Source organism: Yersinia sp. 1252 StPb PI, from assembly GCF_048593885.1.
GTDB lineage: Bacteria > Pseudomonadota > Gammaproteobacteria > Enterobacterales > Enterobacteriaceae > Yersinia > Yersinia enterocolitica_E.
In genome coordinates this window covers 1-20,310 of the sequence record NZ_JAZGQE010000080.1, presented here as the reverse complement: position 1 = coordinate 20,310, position 20,310 = coordinate 1, and the positions used below count along the sequence as shown (strand labels likewise).

Below are 20,310 nucleotides of genomic sequence, written 5' to 3'. Positions count from 1 at the left end.
CCGGAAGAATTTGTCCGAAGCCTGCAAACCGACCCGGATCTCTGATTTATCCTGGCATCAATATTGGGAAGGGATCAATGTCGGAAGATCTCTAAAAGTGGATGGGCCGTTTTGGTGGGATACTTACAAAACACTAGATAGCCTTGCTTTTTAGTAGACTTCCAGAAGGAAGTTTAACCGAAAAAATGATTGCTGGGATGGAGTGCTGATGATCCGACGTTACGATTTTAATTCAAGAAGTCAGCGAGTGAAGAATATTTTATGTGATGATTTTCTCATTTGAGGGTAATTTTTCTATTTGATAGTTTATTATTCCAAAAGTACCACTAAAGAGGAGGTTTATCTACTTTTTAATAAGTATTAAACCCCGTCAAATAACTATTATTTTATTCCCATTGCAGATAAAACTGAAATGCCGATCGCTTTGGATCCTGAGTGTTAATCACATAAAAATTTCGTGGGAAACCACCATCTGAACTTCGACCTAAGCTATTTACACCATATATAAACAGGGAGCGGCCAACGATTCTTTCCGACTCAGGAAAAAGCTGCGCAGGGATACGAAATATTTTTACTGTATAACCATTCGCAAGCTGAACTCGGAGAGTTATTAAACTATCCCCCACCTCAATGCCCAGCAATTGCCCGAAAAAATCGTAACCAAAATATGCAGAATCAAACTGATGTTGCTGCAAGTATTCCTGTAGTTTCTCCCGATAAACAGGGCACGAGCAACGGCTTATACATGTGACACAATGTTTTCCCGTTTGTGCAAGAGCCTGTGCATGCAAAGGTTCATTGAACGGTAATGTATTGTTCAATTTGATAAGAATATGGGTGACTCGATCATTCAGGTTTGCATCCAGAGATCCCGTCCAGCTATCAGAAACGCCGGCTAGTTCCAATTCAACATCAATATCAGGAACCTGTTCTTTCACCATCATGCCATATGCCGCAATTTGTAACAGGTAATGGTCTTTCGGCTGGTTTAGTTCATCTGTTACTTTGCCAGTTTTAAAATCAACGACCCGTATCGGCCCTGAATTTGTCTGGTAAATAAGATCGGCTCGTCCGCTCATATTGAACTGGGAGCTGGTAAGTGATTTTTCTCGACCAACAGGAATACGGTTCTCTCGCTTTTCTGGACTATCAGGTAAATATTTTGCTCGTTCAACAACAGGCATAATAATCGATTTTGCATAGCGAACTTGTTCAAGTAACGCCTGACGAGATATTAATCCTGCAATGCCATGACGTTGCAGGACCCATTCAGTAAGGGGTCCTGCACGTTGAGTATTGCCCAATGCACTAATGAAGGTATTTTCCAACTGCTCTATAACTGAGGCTGGCGTCACCCCCGTATCCTTTTGCAATGTGTTCGCCAACAGATGTACAACACTCCCGAGAATCGTCCGCGGATGTAGAGATACCTGCTGTATAGTATGCGGTTCACTCTCCAATAAGTATCTCGCTGGGCAGGCAATGAATACTCCTAGTTTAGAGGGTAGCGCCGGACGAGTTCGGGCAAGTGTAATAGCATTCATATCGTTCTCAATTCGCCTGATTACTGTCTGGGTTTCTGAGCTTGGTCATAACAGCACCCATACGGCGGGAGAGATCAAAAGTACTGACCGTTTCCTTCTCCAGTTGCCACTCAAGAAATAGCCTTTCAAGTTCAGAATTAGCAGTAAAAACGCCATCAACGCTCCAGAATGGATGGGTCACAGCAACCCAACGCTGTGGGCCAACGCCGATCAGCGGAATATGGCCTACCATTCTAATTTCGCTATTAAAGAGTGAAGCAGCCTCTTTTGCTAAACGCAGGGCGTTCTCTCGCCAGTCGGCGATACCGGGAGCAGAGAAATCACCATTCAATCCGGCATCATAATTTTCATCCAGAAGCAACTGGATAACATCCAGTCCGAGTCGCCAATCAAGCAGCCCGTGATAGGCCTGATTGCCATATCTGTGCAGGCAGTAGTAACACCCTTGAAAACATTTTTCACGATGATCTTTGTCTAAAAGCTCTTTAAGCGGGAAGTCATTTTTATTGCTAACAATAGCCCTCATCACCTCAAGAATGATCGGTGTACCGGATATGCCTTTCTGTTGTAGGCGTTCACATAATCCTGAACCATTAACCAGACGGTCAGCCATTTGCAATATCGGAGCTAACCTACCGTCCTCCAATCTCTGGACACGCGGTTCCAGAATTTCGATTTCTTCGGGATCAATGTCGAGTAACTCTTTTGAAGCATAGTTAACAATGATAAATGCAGCAGAAAGTGCTGCGGCCCGAAACGCCTGAGTTTGTAGCTGTAGACCTACGGGGGTATTGACCACCATCAGAGCCAACAAGTCGGTCACTTTAGGTGCGGCAAGATAAAAGGAGGTTTTACTTTCCTGCCAAGGTGTGAAACGTCTCTTCAATAAAAGATCAGCCTCAAGCAATTGACTATCTACCCAAACGCGATTTGCCATTAATGGCTGGTACGTTCCCCCTTTTCTAAAGGGAACACGTAAGCTGCCCTGTACCGCATTGAAACCGCTCCATCGTTCATCGGCATAGGTGCCGCGATTCAGTCGGTGAAGACAAATTTGAGATTGAAGCTGGATAGCGACATTAGTGTCAGACTCTTGTATAGCAGAAAATGAGTAGGCTTCTGCTACAGAAACTCGGCTGGCATTGGTCAGAGTTTGATCGATGTCCTCTTTGACTGATTTATCTTCCAGTGAGGTAATAAATCCATAAGGTACATAACATTGGTACTGCTCAATGTCATCCATCACGGCACCACAGGCGGTACATTCGTGAACTTGGTGATTGATTGGAGTCCAGACGTGACACACAGGACAGGCTTTCATCATTCTGCCTTCTCCCGGTTCATTCACGTTGGAGTCAAATTCTATAGATTTAGGATAGCGTTGCCTCAGCATCCCGGCGTAGCCTGCCGTTAAGTAGCGCCGTTTGTCCTGTATCAGATATTTTCCCGGTGCAAATTCTTGTATTGCAATGTCCAGATCGCGATCCATGCTGGCAAACTGGATATCATCTCCGCCAGTAGCAATGGCTCTGGTCTGTAACAGACGCGTGCGGGTTGGCATACCATACATCGGTAATTGCCCTCGCTCAGCCAGCGCCTCAGCTAGCCCTTTACCTGCCATTGCACCATCGTTTAACGCCGCACAAATATCCTGTATAAGCTTGTCGGGGGTCAGTAATTGCACAATGGTATGATAGAAGGTTTGATCCTGCGGCATGCAGACATGAGCAAATTCATCACGATCGCTGATCGTCGCTGTTAGTGCCTGACGGATACGTGGTAGCCAATCAGCCTGCTGATCTTTTAACCAGTCAACCTGAAAAAATTCACCGTGGTTATCGGGTTTCTGCCTGTGCTCATCCACAGGCCATGGCTGGCGTGAGTCGACTGTTTTCTGCCTTAGCCATTTAAACGCTGCAACCAGCCAGATTTTGCGAACCAGTCGCTGGCAGATCATTTCCAGCTTGGTGGTCAGAAAGGGTGGAGGTGGAAGGTCGCCGGTGATCTTTTCTGGGTGGCGGAAGTAAAACAGATCGTGGCTTTTGCTGCGACATGCGGTTAGTACAAATGCAAAAGCCTGTCCGCGTCGCCCGGCGCGGCCTACGCGCTGTTGGTAGTTAAAGCGCTGTGGAGGCATGTTGGCCTGAAAAACGGCACGCAAGTCGCCGATATCAACGCCAACTTCCATGGTAGTGGTGACGGAAAGCACGTCAATAACGCGAGCTAATCTGTCCAGATCAGGATCTGGTTCAAAGTTTTTCAGTCCCGTTGGTAAAATATCATCATCATCAGCAATCAGAATACCTTTGAAGCGACGTAGCCTTGCTGCCGGGTTCCCCGTCATGCCGGTGAGTTCTTCAGAACGCATACGACGAACTCCGGATGAGTGTGAAATGCGTTTTCCGAGATAGTTTTGTTTTTGCAATGTCCCGGCTTCGCCAGATGGAATTTCGGGCAAAGGAGCATGGCAACGGGTGCAGAGTTTTGCCCCCGGATGTAAGTGAACACGTCCACATTTGTCGCAACGCCAGAAATTATCAGCGGGATCGACTAGGCGAAAGTGTACTTTCCCAATATCAATGATGCCACCTTGATGGCCTGCTTTTTCAAGTAGCAGAAGGAACTCATCAAGTAAGCCTAAGACACTACCGCCAGACTGTTGGCATAGAGAATTTGCAAAACAATATACCCTATTCCGTTTAGGGATCGCTGATGTAGTTCCCCAAGGTATGTCAGGATTATCAGGATTACGATACTGCGATGGTTCGACTCGGTAAGCGTCCGCCAATACTCGAAGTAGTGCGTCAAATATAGTTAATTTTTCCCGTGAATAATTTTCAGAAATAGGGATGCAGGGATATCCCCATCCTGCTTCTTCTAACGCAAAGTAAGTTTTACTAAACACGCTTTCACCAGCTAATTCTTTCAGGTCGCGTGAAATTTCCTGACGGGCAATATCCAGATCAGTTTCATAATAAGGGAAAGCCTTCCAGCACCATTTATCCTGATGACCTTTATCAAAGAGCTGCTGCCATGTAAAAGTTTTAATATCTTCGCTATGTTTTGATGGGTCGGGTACAGGAGTGATGCCAGTCCGATCCGTCGGATGAATACCAGCATCAACCAATTTAGCCAGCAATCTATTAAGTGGCTTACCCGCTTTGGGAGAATTTTCCAATATAGCTTCTAGCGAGATGCTATCAGCCTGTGGGAGTAATAATGTTTCTCTAATTTGCTTTCGTTCCTTCCAGAGATCGTCTAATTCTTTTGTCTGTATATCTGAAAGCTTGTTTAGATCGTCAAGAGCATCAAGTTCTTTTTTCCGTTTAGTAACTTCGTCTAAACGTATACGCAATTTTTCATGTGAACATTTATCCGCAGCAAGCTCTTTCAGGGAACCGATGAGGATCTCCCGCCGAATATCATCATGATGACCAGATTCAAGATCGAGCGCCGCTTTAGCCGCATCTTGTCGGCTATCAGAAAACGTTACCAGTCGTTCTTGATCTCCAGATTGCTGTAACTCTGCCATTAATGTACTAGCAAGTAGCTGCGTTGTTTTCGCAAAACCTACCCTAAAGCCACGGATAGGTGACTGTTTTCCTTTACCGTATTTATATGAGGTACCACATGCAGGGCATTGGAAAGGCAACGAAGAACCAGGTGATTGACTAGATGACTGATCTCTTTTCGGGGGGATAAAATCACCTGAAGGGACACGATAGAACCACCCTGCAATATCGGTTGCTGGTAAGGGTTTTACGGGCGATATTGGTTGCGTAATTGTTGCCGTAAACGGATCGTAACTTGCTTCCTTCCATTTGCCAAAAGAATCGTCATCAGAGAGCTTTTCATTACCTAGAGGCCAAAACCGATCAACGGTTGGCATGAACAGGACATACTCTTCCGCTGAACGTCGCTCAATCATGACCGATTTGGCATGTTCTGGGAGTTTCTCTGTGTCAGGATCGTTTGGTAGTAGTTCTGTCCGGTTACTTGTCGCTGAGAAAGCAGATGGTTGTCCGCCCAAAAATAATGTTGCGCAACATTCACAATAGAGCAATTCCACACGCCGCGAATGTTGCTTATCACCATACAAACGATCACCGTAGCGTAGGCCGGATTCGACAGTAAGATCGGCAAATAGCCATTGGTTCCTTTCGTCTTTTGCTGCCTGTGCTGGTGATGGCAACGGAGCAACATATAATCCTTCCAGTGCACGTAAAAAGGCATGAGCACGAAAACGTGGCAATGGGATGTGGTCAGGAAAAGGATGCGCAAACCACGAGTACCAATTATCGGCGGCCGTTCGTAGCCAAATTAACTCACTAACACCATCTCGAGCGTTGGGATGTTCAGCAAAGAGGGATATTGCGAGTTGGTCAATGGCCGTTGCTCGTAAAGATTTTTTATCATCAGCACACCCTTTTTCCAGCATTCTTGCTGAATATTGGACAGTATATTGTGCTAATTCTTCTAAAGTGTCGTATTTATGATAGCAACCCAAACCGCGGGCTATGTCGTTCCATACTTCAGTTGTTCCACCAGATCTCAGCTTCTTAACCGCTCGGCAAAACGCAGGAAGATCGCCATAAAAATCCGGTATTTCAACCAGTGCCTCGGGTTTCCCATGAACGATACAAGTCTTCCAGTCCTTTGCGCTGGCATTCATTGGCAATCCGCGTTTGCCGAACATGCCCCACAGATAGTTGATGCTTTGCTCTCCCTCTGGGCCACTCACGGGGAGTGAAGCACTCGAAGCTAGAATACGTAGTTTGTGGCGATGTTGTGGCTGATCCAACCCAAGACGATTAAGTAAATGTTTAAGTAAATAGCTGACTTCAGTACCTGCTGTTCCTCGCTGTAGATGCAGTTCATCGAGCACAAGATAAAAGTAGGCGTCCGGATCGTGTTCAATCCATTGTTGGGTCTGATCAAAGATCGGGTCGTCAATTTCACGCACCAGCATAGTTGAAAGCATACTAGTGTTGGTAATGAGAATATCTGGCGGAGTTTTTTGCATTTCCCAACGACTTAGCACTTCACCGCCGTCTGGTCTAGGGAAATTGAATTGTAAATTATCATTCTCATCAAGATTCCCTTGATATACAGCCTCTTTATGGGTCTTTTCAGCAAATTGCAAATATTCACGCAATTCAGCGACTTTACCTGTCACTCGTTTTTTCTCTTTCTGATCGTCACCCTGTCGAGGATGATCCAACCACCCAGTCACTTTGGTAGCACTGGTATAACGGCCAAAGAAAATACGATTGCCACCAAAATGGGAATCCATCACCTCATGAGCTTCATCAGAGTCGAGCGCTCGACGCATACGCACTAATTGATCTTCTACCAGCGCATTCATCGGATACAGGATTAATGCTCGTACAGCTTTAGGCCGCCCTTCCCGCTCTCTCATGAAGGTGGGCTGTATGTTTGGTTCTATCCACCATGGTCGCCAACTTTTAAGCGAGGGACTTTGCGGCCACTTGCTTGCCTCTTTGGCAATTTGCGCCAGAACGGGAAGTAAGAAGGATTCTGTTTTACCTGAACCCGTTCCTGAGGTAACAATGCCCGGCATGCCGGGTTGTACACCTCGTTGTAGCATTTCTAACTGATGGGTATAGAGTTTAAAACGCCCTTTGGTAGCATCCTTGGGATCGCGTGGCAAAAGTCCGCCCAGACAGAGATCGATAAATGCAGCCCTTTGCTGGGTGGTAAACCCCGGTAGCCATGTTTCCCCTTTCAAGGCATCCCGTAGATCGCTGATGATTAAATCATGGTCTTTATATCTGGGCATCGGTTCCAGAAATAGATCCGCACACAGCGTACCTTGTTTCTCAAGCAATTCTCGGCGATTTGCCTGAATTGCAGGAGAGCCAATACGAAATGCCGTCTCAAGATAGGTAATGTAAAAATCTCTTATTGATTCAAACGTTTCGAGTGGATTATTCATATTAAGTCCCGTTCCTATCGCTGAAACAGACAATCAAGTATCGTGGCAGCTTCACCATGATCAATTTCATCCATTAATGTACGGGCTAACAACTCACTACCGAAAGCCTCTGCCTCTGAGGTGCTACGCCCCGCCGTAAATGCCAGTGCCGCAATCGCCCGTGATTTGCTTTCAGAAAAACCAAATGCTTGTAGTACTGCCCGCAAGGTTTGTTGTTCGTTAAAGTCATGATTAGCAGACGGATTAGCTTCTTGGTAGAACGATTGCCATAATGCCGGAGTGACATGAGTGGGTGTAATGGTAATCGAGGAATCAGCTGATTGTTCATCACCCCACAGATTTTCTGCCAGAAACACCGGCAATCTGTGGACTGCAGGTCCTTGTAAGGGGAATGTGCTTTTTCCAACAGCAAACGTCAACACAAATAGTATCGGTTGGCTGATTGAAAGATGGCGCAGTGTCTGGTGTTGATCTACCCAGCAAAATCCAGATGCCTGTTCGTCACTAAGCAGGCAGTCACTCAACTCAGGCAACAATGTCTCTGGTGGCATACGGTTAAATCCACGTAACTCCACCACTGTAGACAGTCCATTATCTTGCTGATGCATTAGAAAATCCCCCAGAGTCATGGTGCAGGTGTTTTCTGTACTTCTGACTAACACTGGAGACTTCATTAAATCACTGATACTAAAAAGATCACCGTGGATAGAAACTTCCCCCAAGACTCCGCCCGAAAGAATATTCGCTATGGTATAAAGTGCTTTTTTTGTGTGTTTTCCTAGCAGTCCAATAATAGGTGTTACATTAGCCGCTGCGACAAGGCCAGATAATAAGGTTTCACTTAACCCTGTTGCCACCGCCTGTTTTTCTATCACAGTCAATAGCTGCCTTTTATTGATGAGCTTATTTGCTATTGGCGATGACAGTGGCAAAGCAATGGTGGGCTCAGGTTTAGTCGTAGGCTCTGGTTGAGAAACCGGTACGGCCACATCAGCGATCAATGCCCGCAGTAGTGCCGCTTGCGCCAACGTTTCGATACCGGCTTGTGATGCATTTTCGAAGGTTTGTCTGATACGTGAATCCAGTTCTACTTCCTGTTGGCGAAGCGCTTTTTTTGATTTCTCTGTTTCTGTTTTTAGGTGTTTTTTCTGTTTATCAATTTCCGCTTCAAGTTGCACTTTTTTCTCTGCCAGAGAAGCAATAGCCTGTCTTAATTGTTCTTGCTCGCATTTATAGCCAGTAATGATCGCTTTCTTCTCTACATTAATTTGAGCCTCTACTTCGGGCAGTGTTAGCAATTGTTGAATCATATTGCCCAATAATCCTCTTGAAACACTAACTTGTTCGAGATGAGCTATGGCACGGACATAACCATCAGTTTCTGGCTCATGCTCAGCAATAAAGTGAGTTAAATTTTGTAAGTTTTTTTTGTTGAAAACAGGGAAGTTTGTTGATGAATATTCTAACTTTATCAGACGTTTTATCCATGTACTGGCAGGTGCACAATCGTATTTTTCGCTGGCTACAGGAAGTTGAGTCACAATGGTGATTTGCCGCGAATGTAATTTAATACAGGTCAATTCTCTGTAGCTATCAAGTGGCACATCGAAGTCATATTTTTTAGGATCAGGTAGATCACTAGGAAGTCTTAATGCCACCCCATCATCAAGCAAAAAAATGGCTGGTGATTCATCTTGTGGTTGATACTGGGTTAATAACCACTCTCTGACAGAATCGGGCTCACTGGATAAATGGGGAAGTCTGATAACCGGGTATACGCGCGACTGGTAGCTAGTTAGCACATATTGCGCTGGTTTGTCGGACGGTCGATGCTCCGCGTGCCATATCCCAAGCTCTCCCTGAGTAAAATTTTTGGTGTAATTGTTTATAAACCCAACGGTTTCACCACGATGAGGATACAGGATTTTCGCTTGTTCTTCAGAAAGCGCCCACAGTTTGTCGTGAATAAGCAAGCCAACAGGTGAAACAAAGAAAGCCTCGTTGGGGAGCAATTTGGTAACGACACCGACAAAAGCCATACTATCGACGACATAGTCATTCATGTCCTCTGTTGCAATAAACTCTGCCGGTAATACTTCAACACTATCAGCCTCTTTCGGGCCACGAGTAATCTCAAATTCCTTGATGATATTTTCGAGTTTTTGCACCATAGGAAGCGCATGATTGGATAATTTTTCTTTCCATATACTGGCTGCTTCCTGCTCACCATTAAACGTATCAACAAGACCAGCAACGAACATCGGTAGTACGCGGTCAGATGGCAATACGGCGTTCCCTCGACTGATTAATAAACACTGTTCGATATCATCATCCGTTACATTTATGCTTAGATGCTCTGAAAGACTCTCATTGCATTCTTCGATATCATCATGGGGCGGCACCATCGACTCATCATTAAGAAATCGCTCGATAATTTCAGGACAGGACTGAGAGACGTAGAATCCCAAAATGGCGCGCCATAATGGCTTTGACGATTCTATTTCGTCGTTATCGGTACGTTCTTTTACTAGAAGTTCATTGAGGATTTTTTCGGGTTCATCCGATTCAGGAAATAGTAGATTAGTACTAAACCATGCATGGATAACCAACCGAGCCTTAGGCTGAAGCGTATTTAGAAAACGTAATTTCTGAGGCAGTGTTCTAGGTAAATTATCCGCTTTAGCACCCGCTATGATAAGCTTTTGTTTACACTCTTTCAGGCAGTTGATTAACTCGTGAGGTTCTAAACCAAAACAGAACATCTGGTTCATTCGTTCTTTTATAACGTGCTGTTTTTTAACCATTCTGTTTGAATCCCTCTATATGCCAATGCAATAAACTCGTTGTAATTCTAACAAACAATCAAAATCTGTTCGTGCTCTCAGTATTATCGGCCTCTACGCAGCATTAACGCCCGCGATCTGCGAACAGTAGCTCGGTCGACAAAAACTTCCGTAGTCTTATCTGAAAGATCTATATCTGCCCAAATGGAGCTGCCACCACCAACAAATGAAACATGTCCATCATCACCAATGGAAAGACAACCACCAGCAAAATGTAACCACCATTGCGTGAGAGGAAGGGGTAATGTTACTAGATTTTTTGACCAACAGAGATCCCCTCGATGGTTAATGGTACCCAATATTTTCTTTGAAAAAATAGTCTGAACCATCAATCCCCAGGCAAAACTATCGGTCTGCCAAACGCTGTTTTGGGTAGTGATAAAATAACGATTGCGTTTTTTTTCCTGGCAACGCATTAAGGCATTGCTATTGGGGTCAATTAACGTCGACTCCTCAGACCACTTATTTTTTTCTCCCAGCCAAGTTGACACGGTGATGTTGACTGGTAACGTTGGGATATTTTCTATTTCGGTTATTGGTAAGATCACACCGCTTAATGGGCTAACGGGGAAATCAGCTCTAGTGATTAGTCGCCAGCCGAACTGTTCAGCCAACCATTCGACGCGCTCAATACTTAATAGGCTTAACTCAATACAACCCGTTGTAATATCGTGACCTAGTACTGATAACTGTTTTGCCTGCTCGCCTTCCTCCAGTAAGTGTTGCAGTCGGTTACGCTCGCTTTTTGTCATCATTCCGCTGATACGGGCCACCGTAACGCCCCCGTCTCCAGAAATAGAGATTGTACGAGAGGTCAGTATTATTAACGGATAAGGCGCATAACGATTTTCTGTTATACAAAGCCAGCCGGATGCAAATAGCATCCGACGCAATCGCCATTCAGGGATACCCACTGCGATTGATACGGAGATAAGATGTTTTTTTAGCTCCTCAAAAGGTAGCGTACTACGCTTTTGGAAACGCAAAGCAAGTGCCTCTGCTAACCATTCAAGTTCAACGGGTATGGAATGCAAATCGATTCGTTCACATTCCTCAAGTGGATACTCATTTTGTTGCCATAATGACCACTTACCGCCCAGCGGGGTATATTTTTTCTTATGTACAGGAATAGAAGTAGATACGTTATGAGCAATATCATCGAGTGATACTAGGGTTCCCAGAGCACCATCGACCAACCAATTACTCAGTTCATTCAACCGCCGATAGTCTGCATAAGGGGCGTGGTCTAATACATGAATTTCATAGACTATAGGGTTTTCTCGTTGATCCAGTGTTAGCAGATATCGGCAAAATGCTTGCCCAAAAATATTAATCAACTTTTCAGGTGAAATATATAGCCCTTCGTCACTGAACGTCAGTTCACCAACAGATAATTCACGACCCGCACAGTCACTAATTACATACCTTCCACTACGTGCCCCTTCCATACGAATAAAAGGCGTACTAGCAGGGTTGAGTAATATCGCCTGCCCGAATCTGGCTCCGCCAATAAGATGAGGTCTTGCTGGCATCCAGTTTTGAATCAAAAATTGTTGAGCACTTTTAGGAAGTGCCTGCGCTAGAATAGTTAGTGCCTGTCGGCTTACTGCATCAAATACAAGAAATTGCCACTCATCAAATTCTGAATTAATTCCTAATGTTCTAAATTTTAAGTTAATACGTTCACACGCTACATTAATGCATTTTACATAATCACTATCGACTGCAAGACAAACTGGGCCATTATCAAAAAAATGACCATCAGAGCTCATATATCCTGAGTCATCCTTAAAAAGAGATAAGCATCTTGCCCTCAACGCCATACCCACTCGCGATTTAGAAAGCCCTTTCTTTTGTTTTTGTAATAAAGACGAAAGATCTATCAATGTCCGATTCGCACTGGATTTATAATAACCCTTGGTATAAATATCTGTCTGTTGCGGTAGTGTATAAATCTCGTGCGGAGCTAATATTTCGGCACCTTTCTGATCCATTAACAAATATATTTCTGGGTTCCACGTATCGGCAGAGTCTAGCTGTATGCAAAAACGGCCATTCGATGCTATTTGTTGGCTTTCATCATTCCGCGTAATGTCCCTAATTGCACCCCAGAATGGGCTATTGTAAGCCTGCTGTGTTGCAGCCTTTAATAATAACTCCCGGAAGTGAATAAACTCGTTAATGAATATTTTGCTAAAGCTATTAATTCTTTTATGAATAGCTTGACTAACTAGCTCAAACGTTGAGTAGCTATCGAAATTGTTACTGGCGAGTAAACTTCTTAGTAAAGAGTCATCCTTATAGCAAGGGAAAGAAAGCCGCTTAGAATAGCCAATGAGTGTTTCTCGCTGAGGGTCTGGCAAGATAAGGCGTGAACATCCTTTTTTATTATGACTCCATTTTGCTAATCGCTTCCACATTTTAGGAAGTTCAGTGAAGATGAATTTTTTATCTTTATCAAAACCCAACAGCAAGGAAAATCTGACACGAAAATCACCTTCATCATGAGTATTATCGTCAGCACTAGCTGCAAGTAATGTTAAATATAAGATGGAAAAATTGGGAGGAATTCCATCTCTTATGGTTAATATTTCAGTCCTTAATACATCTTTAAAATGGTTCTGTATTTCATTCGAGTTTTTACCGAATGAATCCAGAAAACTAATCTTGGCTTCATCTTTGCTACGAGATCCTTTTAGCTGTTCAAAAATTCGTCCAGTAGCATCAATTCTACTCAGAGTTAAATATACACAAGAAGGGTCAAAAAAAATGGCTTTAACTAGGGCAGCATTCCACTCGTCTAAAGAAACCGGAAAACATTCCCCCATTTCAATCACCTGTTTTTTGTCGAGAGATTTATCAAGCCTGCGCCTGAGAAAAGGTGGTTAAAAAGAACCTCAGCCAACATAGGGGGAACAGCATTACCTATTTGAGTAAACTTGGCATCGATATCTCCCACCGGTTCATAATCATGATGGAATGTCTGGATACGGGCACATTCTCTCCACGACAAACGTCTAGCCTGATCCAATTTTGGGCGAGTGTCATCGACGTTTAAGTGTTCGTATTCATCGGAAAAGTCCCAGCGCTGTTTCCAGCCATCCTGAAGGTTTGACCATGTCAATTTCATCACCGGGCTTGCTGGATGTAATGTGACATGACGCCAATTAGCTACCACGGTATAAGCAGGGCTATCCCATTTAGCTTTGCGATTTCTCGACATGAAATACCAAGAAAAATGCCCTTCGGGATCATGAGGGCGTTCATAAAACTCCCCCTCTGGCCATAATGGCAAATTGCGGATAGCATCACCATGAGATGCATAAGGTTTTAGATGCGGATTCTTATGGCTCAGCTTACCATGTGTTGCAGAGGGGAACTCAAAACACTGTCCTAAGTCGTTTCTAACACCAATAATAAACAAACGTTTACGTGATTGTGGAACACCATACTCTTTGGCGTTAACCAGATGATAGCTGACCTGATAGCCTGCTTGCTGATATGCAGTGAGCTGTTGTTCTAAAAAGCTACCCGCGCCAAGTTGCTGCAACCCAGACACATTCTCCGCAACAAAATATTTTGGACGAACAATATTTAATACACGCAGAAACTGTTTATAAAGATTGGTTCGGGCATCACTATCCGGTTTCCTGTTACCAGCCATCGAAAATGACTGGCACGGATAACCGCCAACAACGGCATCAACGCGCGGAAAGTTTTGGATATTTGATATATCGCCAAGTCTGATATCTGAGTCAGGAAAATACTTATCTAACGTCTTACAAGCGTTGTCCACAATATCATTAGCAAAAACAACCTTCCCTCCGGCTGATTCAATACCAAAATCCATTCCACCACCACCAGAAAACAGTGAAAGAACTTGGATGTTGTCATGCTCTCTTTCAAAAATATTGTTCATATAATCATACCGGGTATTATCGTCCTGCTTAAATAACTGTTCCAAATAGTCGACCTCTCTAAGGGAACTCAGTCCGATTTAAGCGATCTGATCAATTGCTGAATATCCCAAATCGCCAACCGGACAGAGCCATGCAGATCATAGCACCGATAGGCAATGACGAACATCTGACTGCTTTAGGCTAGGCGGAAATGGGCGAGCTTGCTGGTTTGAGAGACACCGGTGAGCACGGCGTGTTCGTAGCCCAGTCAAATTGCCCGATGTCGCTAGGCGTGAAGGAGAGTAGGACAAAAACCTGGGCCAGTTTATCACCTAAATTTTGACATGTCGCCGAACGCTGTCATAAGCACCGTGATAGTCTTCAGCTTGCAGCCCTTCGAATACCGGCGTGAAGTTCGCCGAAGGAATTTAGGCAGGATTTAGTCATGTTCTAGCCATTTTGTCATGGTATTGAGGAAGGGGCCGAGTTGTAGTTTTGTTTGGAGTGGGCGCTGGTCGGCGGGTTCATCAGTGGTATTAATGTATTTTCCGACGAAATTGCAGTAAAGATTGAGATAGCGGGCAATAGCACTAATGCTTTCACCATTGATGAGATGACGACGACGTATCTTGGCGATAGTTTCCATAATAAGCATTCCAGATTACTCCATCGAAAAGGTGGAATATGACACACAAGGTGGTCAAATTTGGATGCTGATCATCCTGGAAACCTGCTCACTTTTACACGCTGTTTTACACCTCAAGATAAGTTGCATGGCTATACGCGGCAGCCATCATTCGTAACTTGCCAGAGAACCACATCAGCACTTCATAGATTTAAAACGCACAACGAAATGGAATTGACAGATTCGTCTGGTTCGATATGCTGTTTAGGGGGCCAGAATTTGGCGCCACTTACAGGATATACTATGAGTACCACTGCTAATTACCGTACCAGCCTCCGTCTCACAAGCAGCCAATACTGTGACATCACCCGCCAGTGCCAGGTCGATGGCGGTAAAATTAAAATGAGTGCGTGGATCACTCAGGCAATTAACGAAAAAATTCAGCGTGATTCCGAATGTGCAACGTTGAACACAGAGCCTTTTAAGCATTCTGGGAGACGTTTCTATGAGTTTTTTGCCGGTGGAGGAATGGCTAGAGCTGGATTAGGCGAGGGTTGGGATTGTTTATTCGCTAATGATTTTAACCCTATGAAAGGGCATGTCTATCGTGATAATTGGAATGGCGGAGCAGATCTGCTGGTAGAAGACATAAACAATATCACCAGTGGACAGCTTCCAGAACAGGCCGATTTAGTGTGGGCATCGTTTCCTTGCCAGGATCTATCTCTGGCTGGAGCCTACAAAGGAATTGGTAATGCGGAGGATGGAACTCAGACGCGTTCAGGTACTTTCTGGCCGTTTTGGGAGCTCATGCGTAACCTAATCACTGAAGAGCGAGCTCCAAAGATCATTGTACTGGAGAATGTCTATGGTGTTATGACGTCCAACAAGGGCAAGGATTTCGCGTCTATAGGAACAGTTTTTTCTGATGCAGGTTATCGTTTTGGCGCAATGGTGATCGATGCTCGACACTTCGTACCTCAATCACGCCCTCGAGTTTTTATCGTTGGAGTGCATCCCTCTATAGAATTACCTGATAGCTTGACGTCTTCCTCACCCATAGCTCAATGGCATCCTGATCGCATGTTCACTGCTTACAAGGGGCTTTCGGATAAGGTGCAACAATCATGGATATGGTGGAACTTGCCGCTTCCTGAAGACAGAACAGTGGCATTCGTTGATTTAATTGATGAAAAACCAGAAGGTGTTAAATGGGATAGCGCAGAAAAAACAGAGCGGCTATTGGGAATGATGACGCCTTCCAATCTTCTCAAAGTTCAATCGGCTCAAAAAACCGGGAAACATGTTGTCGGGGGACTTTATAAGCGTACCCGGCAGAATGAGAATGGAGAAAAAGTTCAGCGCGCAGAAGTGAGATTCGATGGTATTGCTGGATGTCTTCGAACGCCAGCAGGTGGTTCCAGCCGCCAAAGTATCTTAGTTGTACAAGGTAATAAAATACGTTCACGCTTACTCTCGCCACGAGAAGCCGCTCGCTTAATGGGGCTACCTGATACTTATAAGCTTCCGAATAATTATAATGATGCCTACCACATTGCTGGCGATGGTGTCGTTGTTCCTGTGGTTCGACACCTTGCCAAATTCATTTTTGAGCCTATTCTGACCCAATCACACAATATAGCGTCTGCTCAGAAAAAGGTCGCATAATGAACTCTCCCTGTTCTGCAATCAAAACAATGCTAGAAACATTCGCTGTAAGCAAGGCTGTGAATGGTAACAAAGGACCCATTGCCGCTCTTCTGGTTATCAACAGGCAGGCACTTGAGCAGCAGAGGGCTGGAATCCTTGTCTGGCCATTAAATAGCGACGACTGGAAAACTGGCAAACAAGGACAAGTAAAAGGGTTGGGAGGGCCCGCCACACAGCGAATTTTGAACGAGCATGGGCTTGATAGGATTCTTGCAAGTGAAGGCGGTCGAACTAGCCGCGGTAGCATGCAACTCATGATCGATTACATTGACCTGTTGAACCAAAATCAAAACGCCAGCGTTGCCATAGATCTCTTTGAGTGTGAGGTCTTTTGGGTTGGCAAGGCCAGAGATTATTTCGAACGAAAACCCTTTCTCTTAAGTGTTGATCCTCTATGGGGTACACGTCGTGCAATTCGACATCTATTGTCTCAAGCACAGATCAGACAGAATGAAGGGGCCGGGGCGAAATTTGTTGGTAGTCTGATGCAACACATGGTCGGAGCAAAATTGGATGTATTGCTTGGTAAGGGGCATATAACACATCATCATTCAAACCAAAATGATGCGGGATCGAGCCGTAGTGGTGATTTTGATTTTGAAGACATGGTGCTTCATGTCACTAATTTGCCAAGTGAGGCCTTGCTTGCTAAATGTATCGCAAACTTGGATGGCGGATACAAGCCGCTAGTCATTACATCTTCTAAAGGCGCTATCGTGTTGGAGGCTTTACTTGAAAACTCCAGGAATGGCGCATATGACGGGCGTGTCGATATTCTTGAATTCGAGCAATTTCTGGCATCCAACGTGATCGAATTAGGTCGGTTTAATGCTGCTGGTCGTAAGGCTACACTCCATAAGATCATCGAGGTCTATAATCATATTATTGAGACGGTAGAGCTTGACCTCAGTATGAAGATCGAGCTTGGAGACAAGTAGCTGCTTGACTCCCCACAAGTTTTGCGGATGTATAATTTTGTATGACAAACGAGAAGCACACCCAAGCATTGGCAAAACTCGATGGGACTCTTTCTGAGTAGGTATGATAGTTTAAAACTTCACCCATACATTCACTTTGGGTGTAAGTATGCGGTACTTAGTAAACTGCACGTACTAATCTGTCAAAGTGTCGCAGGATAGTAACAACAGATAAATCAACTGGTTATGTAAGTGTAGGTTAAAACGTAGGTTTTATTAATTCTATCTAAATAATCTTTACTTATCAGTAGCCACACACCAATGCATCATCGGGGTGTGAGAATCGAGTTTATCGGTATTATTCATGTGGTTATGATTTATAGTCCATTGAATTTAAAGTTAATTGTGATTTTTATTATTATCGTTAGCTATCACATGATTTTACGGTTAACACGGAAATCTCGCCATCAATGCCGGCACAACAGCCGATAAAAATAAGCTATGAGCTTGAAACAGAAGGGGATGTAATTACAACCATTCATCAAGTCCTTTTTCCAGCCGATATACTAGCCCAGCAGCCCCAAAACTGACATAGGTAAAACTCGAGGCTGCCCGCAAACGGTGTAATAAGCCCCTTGATTTAGGGGCCAGGTGATTTGTGATTGCTGATAAGGTCGGCGCTATTGAAAGGCCGGGTTGGCGGGGAATAAAGCGCGAGCAGTTTGGTACAATTGGTCGGCGTAAGCTGTTTCCTTCTGATACCGAGCAATCATGATCAGACTTTGATAAACATTCGGATCATTGTGTAATTGAATATACTGCTCGGCCCATACCCTAAATTGGCGCAATAACATGGGGTCAGGATGCTGGTTAAATTGCAATAATAGATTAATATTTCTTATATATTGATACCTTTCCCACTGGATATAGGGATTGGTCAGGCTATCTAAAGGCTGCATGTTAACCAAGCCACTTCTCTCGGCCAGTGTGAGTACCCGGCCAGTTTTAAAGCCTGTCACCATAAACACCAGTGTGCATAGCGCCGATAAAATCACGGCAGTGTGCAGCCAGCGTTGCCAGCGAGTTGACTTCGATGTGGTGGGTTGCAGCATATCTTCTGTGACCATTAGGCGGCCAAGTAAAATCAGCACCAGCCAGTGGGCTGCTGATTGATAAAGAGGGAACTCCGTCATCAAATGCAACGCGATCGGCAACGTGAGAACCCACAGAGGGAAAACGGTTTTTGGTTGCATTAAGAGTGGCTTCACATAGCCGATAGCCAATAGCAACATCCCGATCAGTGCGGCAATGCCACCCTCAACCCAACCATAAAGCACTTCATTATGAGGGTGGGAAGGATAAGTTAAGTAAGTCGGTACCCGCCAGTGCTGCGCCAATTCATGGGCAAAACTTGACTCAAAGCTACCATATCCCCAACCCTGCCATGGGTGCTGCTGTATCATCTGCCAGGTATATTGCAGTATCAGCCAGCGCTCGGTGTTGCTGGCATCTTTGGATACATGCATACCGATATTCATCTGTTCCAACAGATAAACGGCGACCAGTAAACTTAGCAGGCTACTCAGCCACACCCAGGCTATCTGTCGCTGACGCCAGTAATATAGCGACAGTAATAGCAAGGTTGTTATCCCGCCAACCCAACCTACCCTTGATTGCAACAGCACCAATAAGCCTGGGAATAGCAGCAGGGTAAGTGTGCTGATGCCTCGAACGGCCCGGTTGCTTGATAACATAAACAGATAGATTGCAATGCTATAACCGGTTGCCAGGTAACTGGCCAGTACATTGGTTTGCTGGAATATGCCATAAGGCCGCTGTGCACTATCAAATTCCATCCAATTATCGGATGTAAAAACAAAAAATTGCAACAGAGTCAGCACAGCTTGCCCCCAGGCCGACAAGAGGATGATCACCAGCCATCTCTGTCGCAGGGCTACATTCAGTTTCAGGCGGAACAACCCCAGTAGCAGTATTATCCCACCCCACAGGCCTAAAATCCGCGGTAACCAGGCAACGACATGCTGTAATGAGGCAGGAAATAGCCCCGGCAGGCTTATCATCAAGGCGCCAAACAGCAGCCACAAACGGCCAGGAGAATTTACACGCTGAGTGGCTTCAGTATGGGGTAAATAGAGTGTTATTGTCAGCAGTGCCATCATGGCCCAGATGACTATATTGGCAGGAAGATGAAGCCCAGCCCCTCCTCGGTTGATTTCATAGTGCATCATGGTGACAAAGGTAATGGACATCAGCGCCATAACAACAAGGTTGAGCACTGGTACTGAAAGAGTGGGTCTTATAGATGGGGGTAAACAAAGTTTCATTTTTCTATCAACAAGTTACATATATAGCTAACATCCTGTTGTACGGAAACAGGTTAACTAATTGTCCAATATTGGGGTTATAACAGCTCAATGGGATAGTGTCTGGCAGCAATTAAAGCTGACTCTTTATCGCTATTCGAATCTATCTCGTTGAAAAATAATGTCTTTACCCTAAGATGATGGCCGTTTCATTTTTTTTCTGGCTGAGTAACAAACCAGCGTAATGAGTTCATCACTTTGGTTTCTGACATTCTGGCCCTGTCTTCCTCTACTAGCTTCATTAATACTAATCTTGCCGTATAAATATCCAGGTGCGCTTTATCGGCAAGTTCTCTGGTTTTTGGCCAATTGATAACAGGTGGTGGCGACTCAGTAAACTGCTCCATTAACGAATTACAGTGGTCCTCCAGGATACCCATCACTTCTTCTTTTCTCTGATTCTTCGGTTTCATTGTTATTTACCCTATTAAG

At 44.6% G+C, this 20,310-nt stretch carries 10 protein-coding genes; 2 read left to right on the top strand and 8 right to left on the bottom strand.

Features of this window, described 5'->3' with window-relative positions:
• Window positions 1-386: 386 nt before the first annotated feature.
• From V2A85_RS13075 to V2A85_RS13050, 6 genes are all read right to left on the bottom strand, one after another.
• On the bottom strand, window positions 387-1,544 hold the full coding sequence (locus V2A85_RS13075) for a PD-(D/E)XK nuclease family protein (protein WP_057532328.1): 1,158 nt from the start codon (window positions 1,542-1,544) through the stop codon (window positions 387-389).
• A 7-nt stretch (window positions 1,545-1,551) separates the two neighbouring features.
• Window positions 1,552-7,500: a DEAD/DEAH box helicase gene (locus tag V2A85_RS13070; RefSeq protein WP_057532329.1), complete on the bottom strand. Its 5,949-nt coding sequence runs from the start codon at window positions 7,498-7,500 to the stop codon at window positions 1,552-1,554.
• Between the two features lie 14 nt (window positions 7,501-7,514).
• The gene (locus V2A85_RS13065) at window positions 7,515-10,304 is read right to left on the bottom strand and encodes a hypothetical protein (RefSeq protein WP_050105277.1); all 2,790 of its coding nucleotides are present in this window, start codon (window positions 10,302-10,304) and stop codon (window positions 7,515-7,517) included.
• A gap of 83 nt (window positions 10,305-10,387) precedes the next feature.
• The gene (locus V2A85_RS13060; RefSeq protein ID WP_057532330.1) at window positions 10,388-13,171 is read right to left on the bottom strand and encodes a hypothetical protein; all 2,784 of its coding nucleotides are present in this window, start codon (window positions 13,169-13,171) and stop codon (window positions 10,388-10,390) included.
• A 5-nt stretch (window positions 13,172-13,176) separates the two neighbouring features.
• Window positions 13,177-14,307: a DNA cytosine methyltransferase gene (locus V2A85_RS13055; RefSeq protein WP_230675956.1), complete on the bottom strand. Its 1,131-nt coding sequence runs from the start codon at window positions 14,305-14,307 to the stop codon at window positions 13,177-13,179.
• Between the two features lie 374 nt (window positions 14,308-14,681).
• Window positions 14,682-14,897 (bottom strand): hypothetical protein, encoded by a 216-nt coding sequence (locus V2A85_RS13050; RefSeq protein ID WP_050105279.1) that lies wholly within the window; start codon window positions 14,895-14,897, stop codon window positions 14,682-14,684.
• Between the two features lie 273 nt (window positions 14,898-15,170).
• On the opposite strand from V2A85_RS13050, the gene V2A85_RS13045 reads away from it, so the two are divergent.
• Together V2A85_RS13045 and V2A85_RS13040 are read left to right on the top strand one after the other, a co-directional pair.
• On the top strand, window positions 15,171-16,535 hold the full coding sequence (locus V2A85_RS13045; RefSeq protein WP_253643447.1) for a DNA cytosine methyltransferase: 1,365 nt from the start codon (window positions 15,171-15,173) through the stop codon (window positions 16,533-16,535).
• Window positions 16,535-17,515 (top strand): DUF4928 family protein, encoded by a 981-nt coding sequence (locus V2A85_RS13040; RefSeq protein ID WP_057532331.1) that lies wholly within the window; start codon window positions 16,535-16,537, stop codon window positions 17,513-17,515. The genes V2A85_RS13045 and V2A85_RS13040 overlap by 1 nt, the downstream gene beginning before the upstream one ends.
• Window positions 17,516-18,174: 659 nt before the next feature.
• On the opposite strand, the gene V2A85_RS13035 is transcribed toward V2A85_RS13040, so the two are convergent.
• Together V2A85_RS13035 and V2A85_RS13030 are read right to left on the bottom strand one after the other, a co-directional pair.
• A complete protein-coding gene (locus tag V2A85_RS13035) occupies window positions 18,175-19,764 on the bottom strand; it encodes a Wzy polymerase domain-containing protein (protein WP_420071611.1) in 1,590 nt (529 codons plus the stop codon).
• Between the two features lie 263 nt (window positions 19,765-20,027).
• Window positions 20,028-20,291 (bottom strand): faeA-like family protein, encoded by a 264-nt coding sequence (locus tag V2A85_RS13030; RefSeq protein ID WP_083160383.1) that lies wholly within the window; start codon window positions 20,289-20,291, stop codon window positions 20,028-20,030.
• Window positions 20,292-20,310 lie beyond the last annotated feature (19 nt).

Bases quoted from the DNA above. Each gene is read 5' to 3' on its own strand.
- V2A85_RS13075 (WP_057532328.1), bottom strand. From the start codon at position 1,544: ATGAATGCTATTACACTTGCCCGAACTCGTCCGGCGCTACCCTCTAAA.
- V2A85_RS13070 (WP_057532329.1), bottom strand. From the start codon at position 7,500: ATGAATAATCCACTCGAAACGTTTGAATCAATAAGAGATTTTTACATT.
- V2A85_RS13065 (WP_050105277.1), bottom strand. From the start codon at position 10,304: ATGGTTAAAAAACAGCACGTTATAAAAGAACGAATGAACCAGATGTTC.
- V2A85_RS13060 (WP_057532330.1), bottom strand. From the start codon at position 13,171: ATGGGGGAATGTTTTCCGGTTTCTTTAGACGAGTGGAATGCTGCCCTA.
- V2A85_RS13050 (WP_050105279.1), bottom strand. From the start codon at position 14,897: ATGCTTATTATGGAAACTATCGCCAAGATACGTCGTCGTCATCTCATC.
- V2A85_RS13045 (WP_253643447.1), top strand. From the start codon at position 15,171: ATGAGTACCACTGCTAATTACCGTACCAGCCTCCGTCTCACAAGCAGC.
- V2A85_RS13040 (WP_057532331.1), top strand. From the start codon at position 16,535: ATGAACTCTCCCTGTTCTGCAATCAAAACAATGCTAGAAACATTCGCT.
- V2A85_RS13035 (WP_420071611.1), bottom strand. From the start codon at position 19,764: ATGTCCATTACCTTTGTCACCATGATGCACTATGAAATCAACCGAGGA.
- V2A85_RS13030 (WP_083160383.1), bottom strand. From the start codon at position 20,291: ATGAAACCGAAGAATCAGAGAAAAGAAGAAGTGATGGGTATCCTGGAG.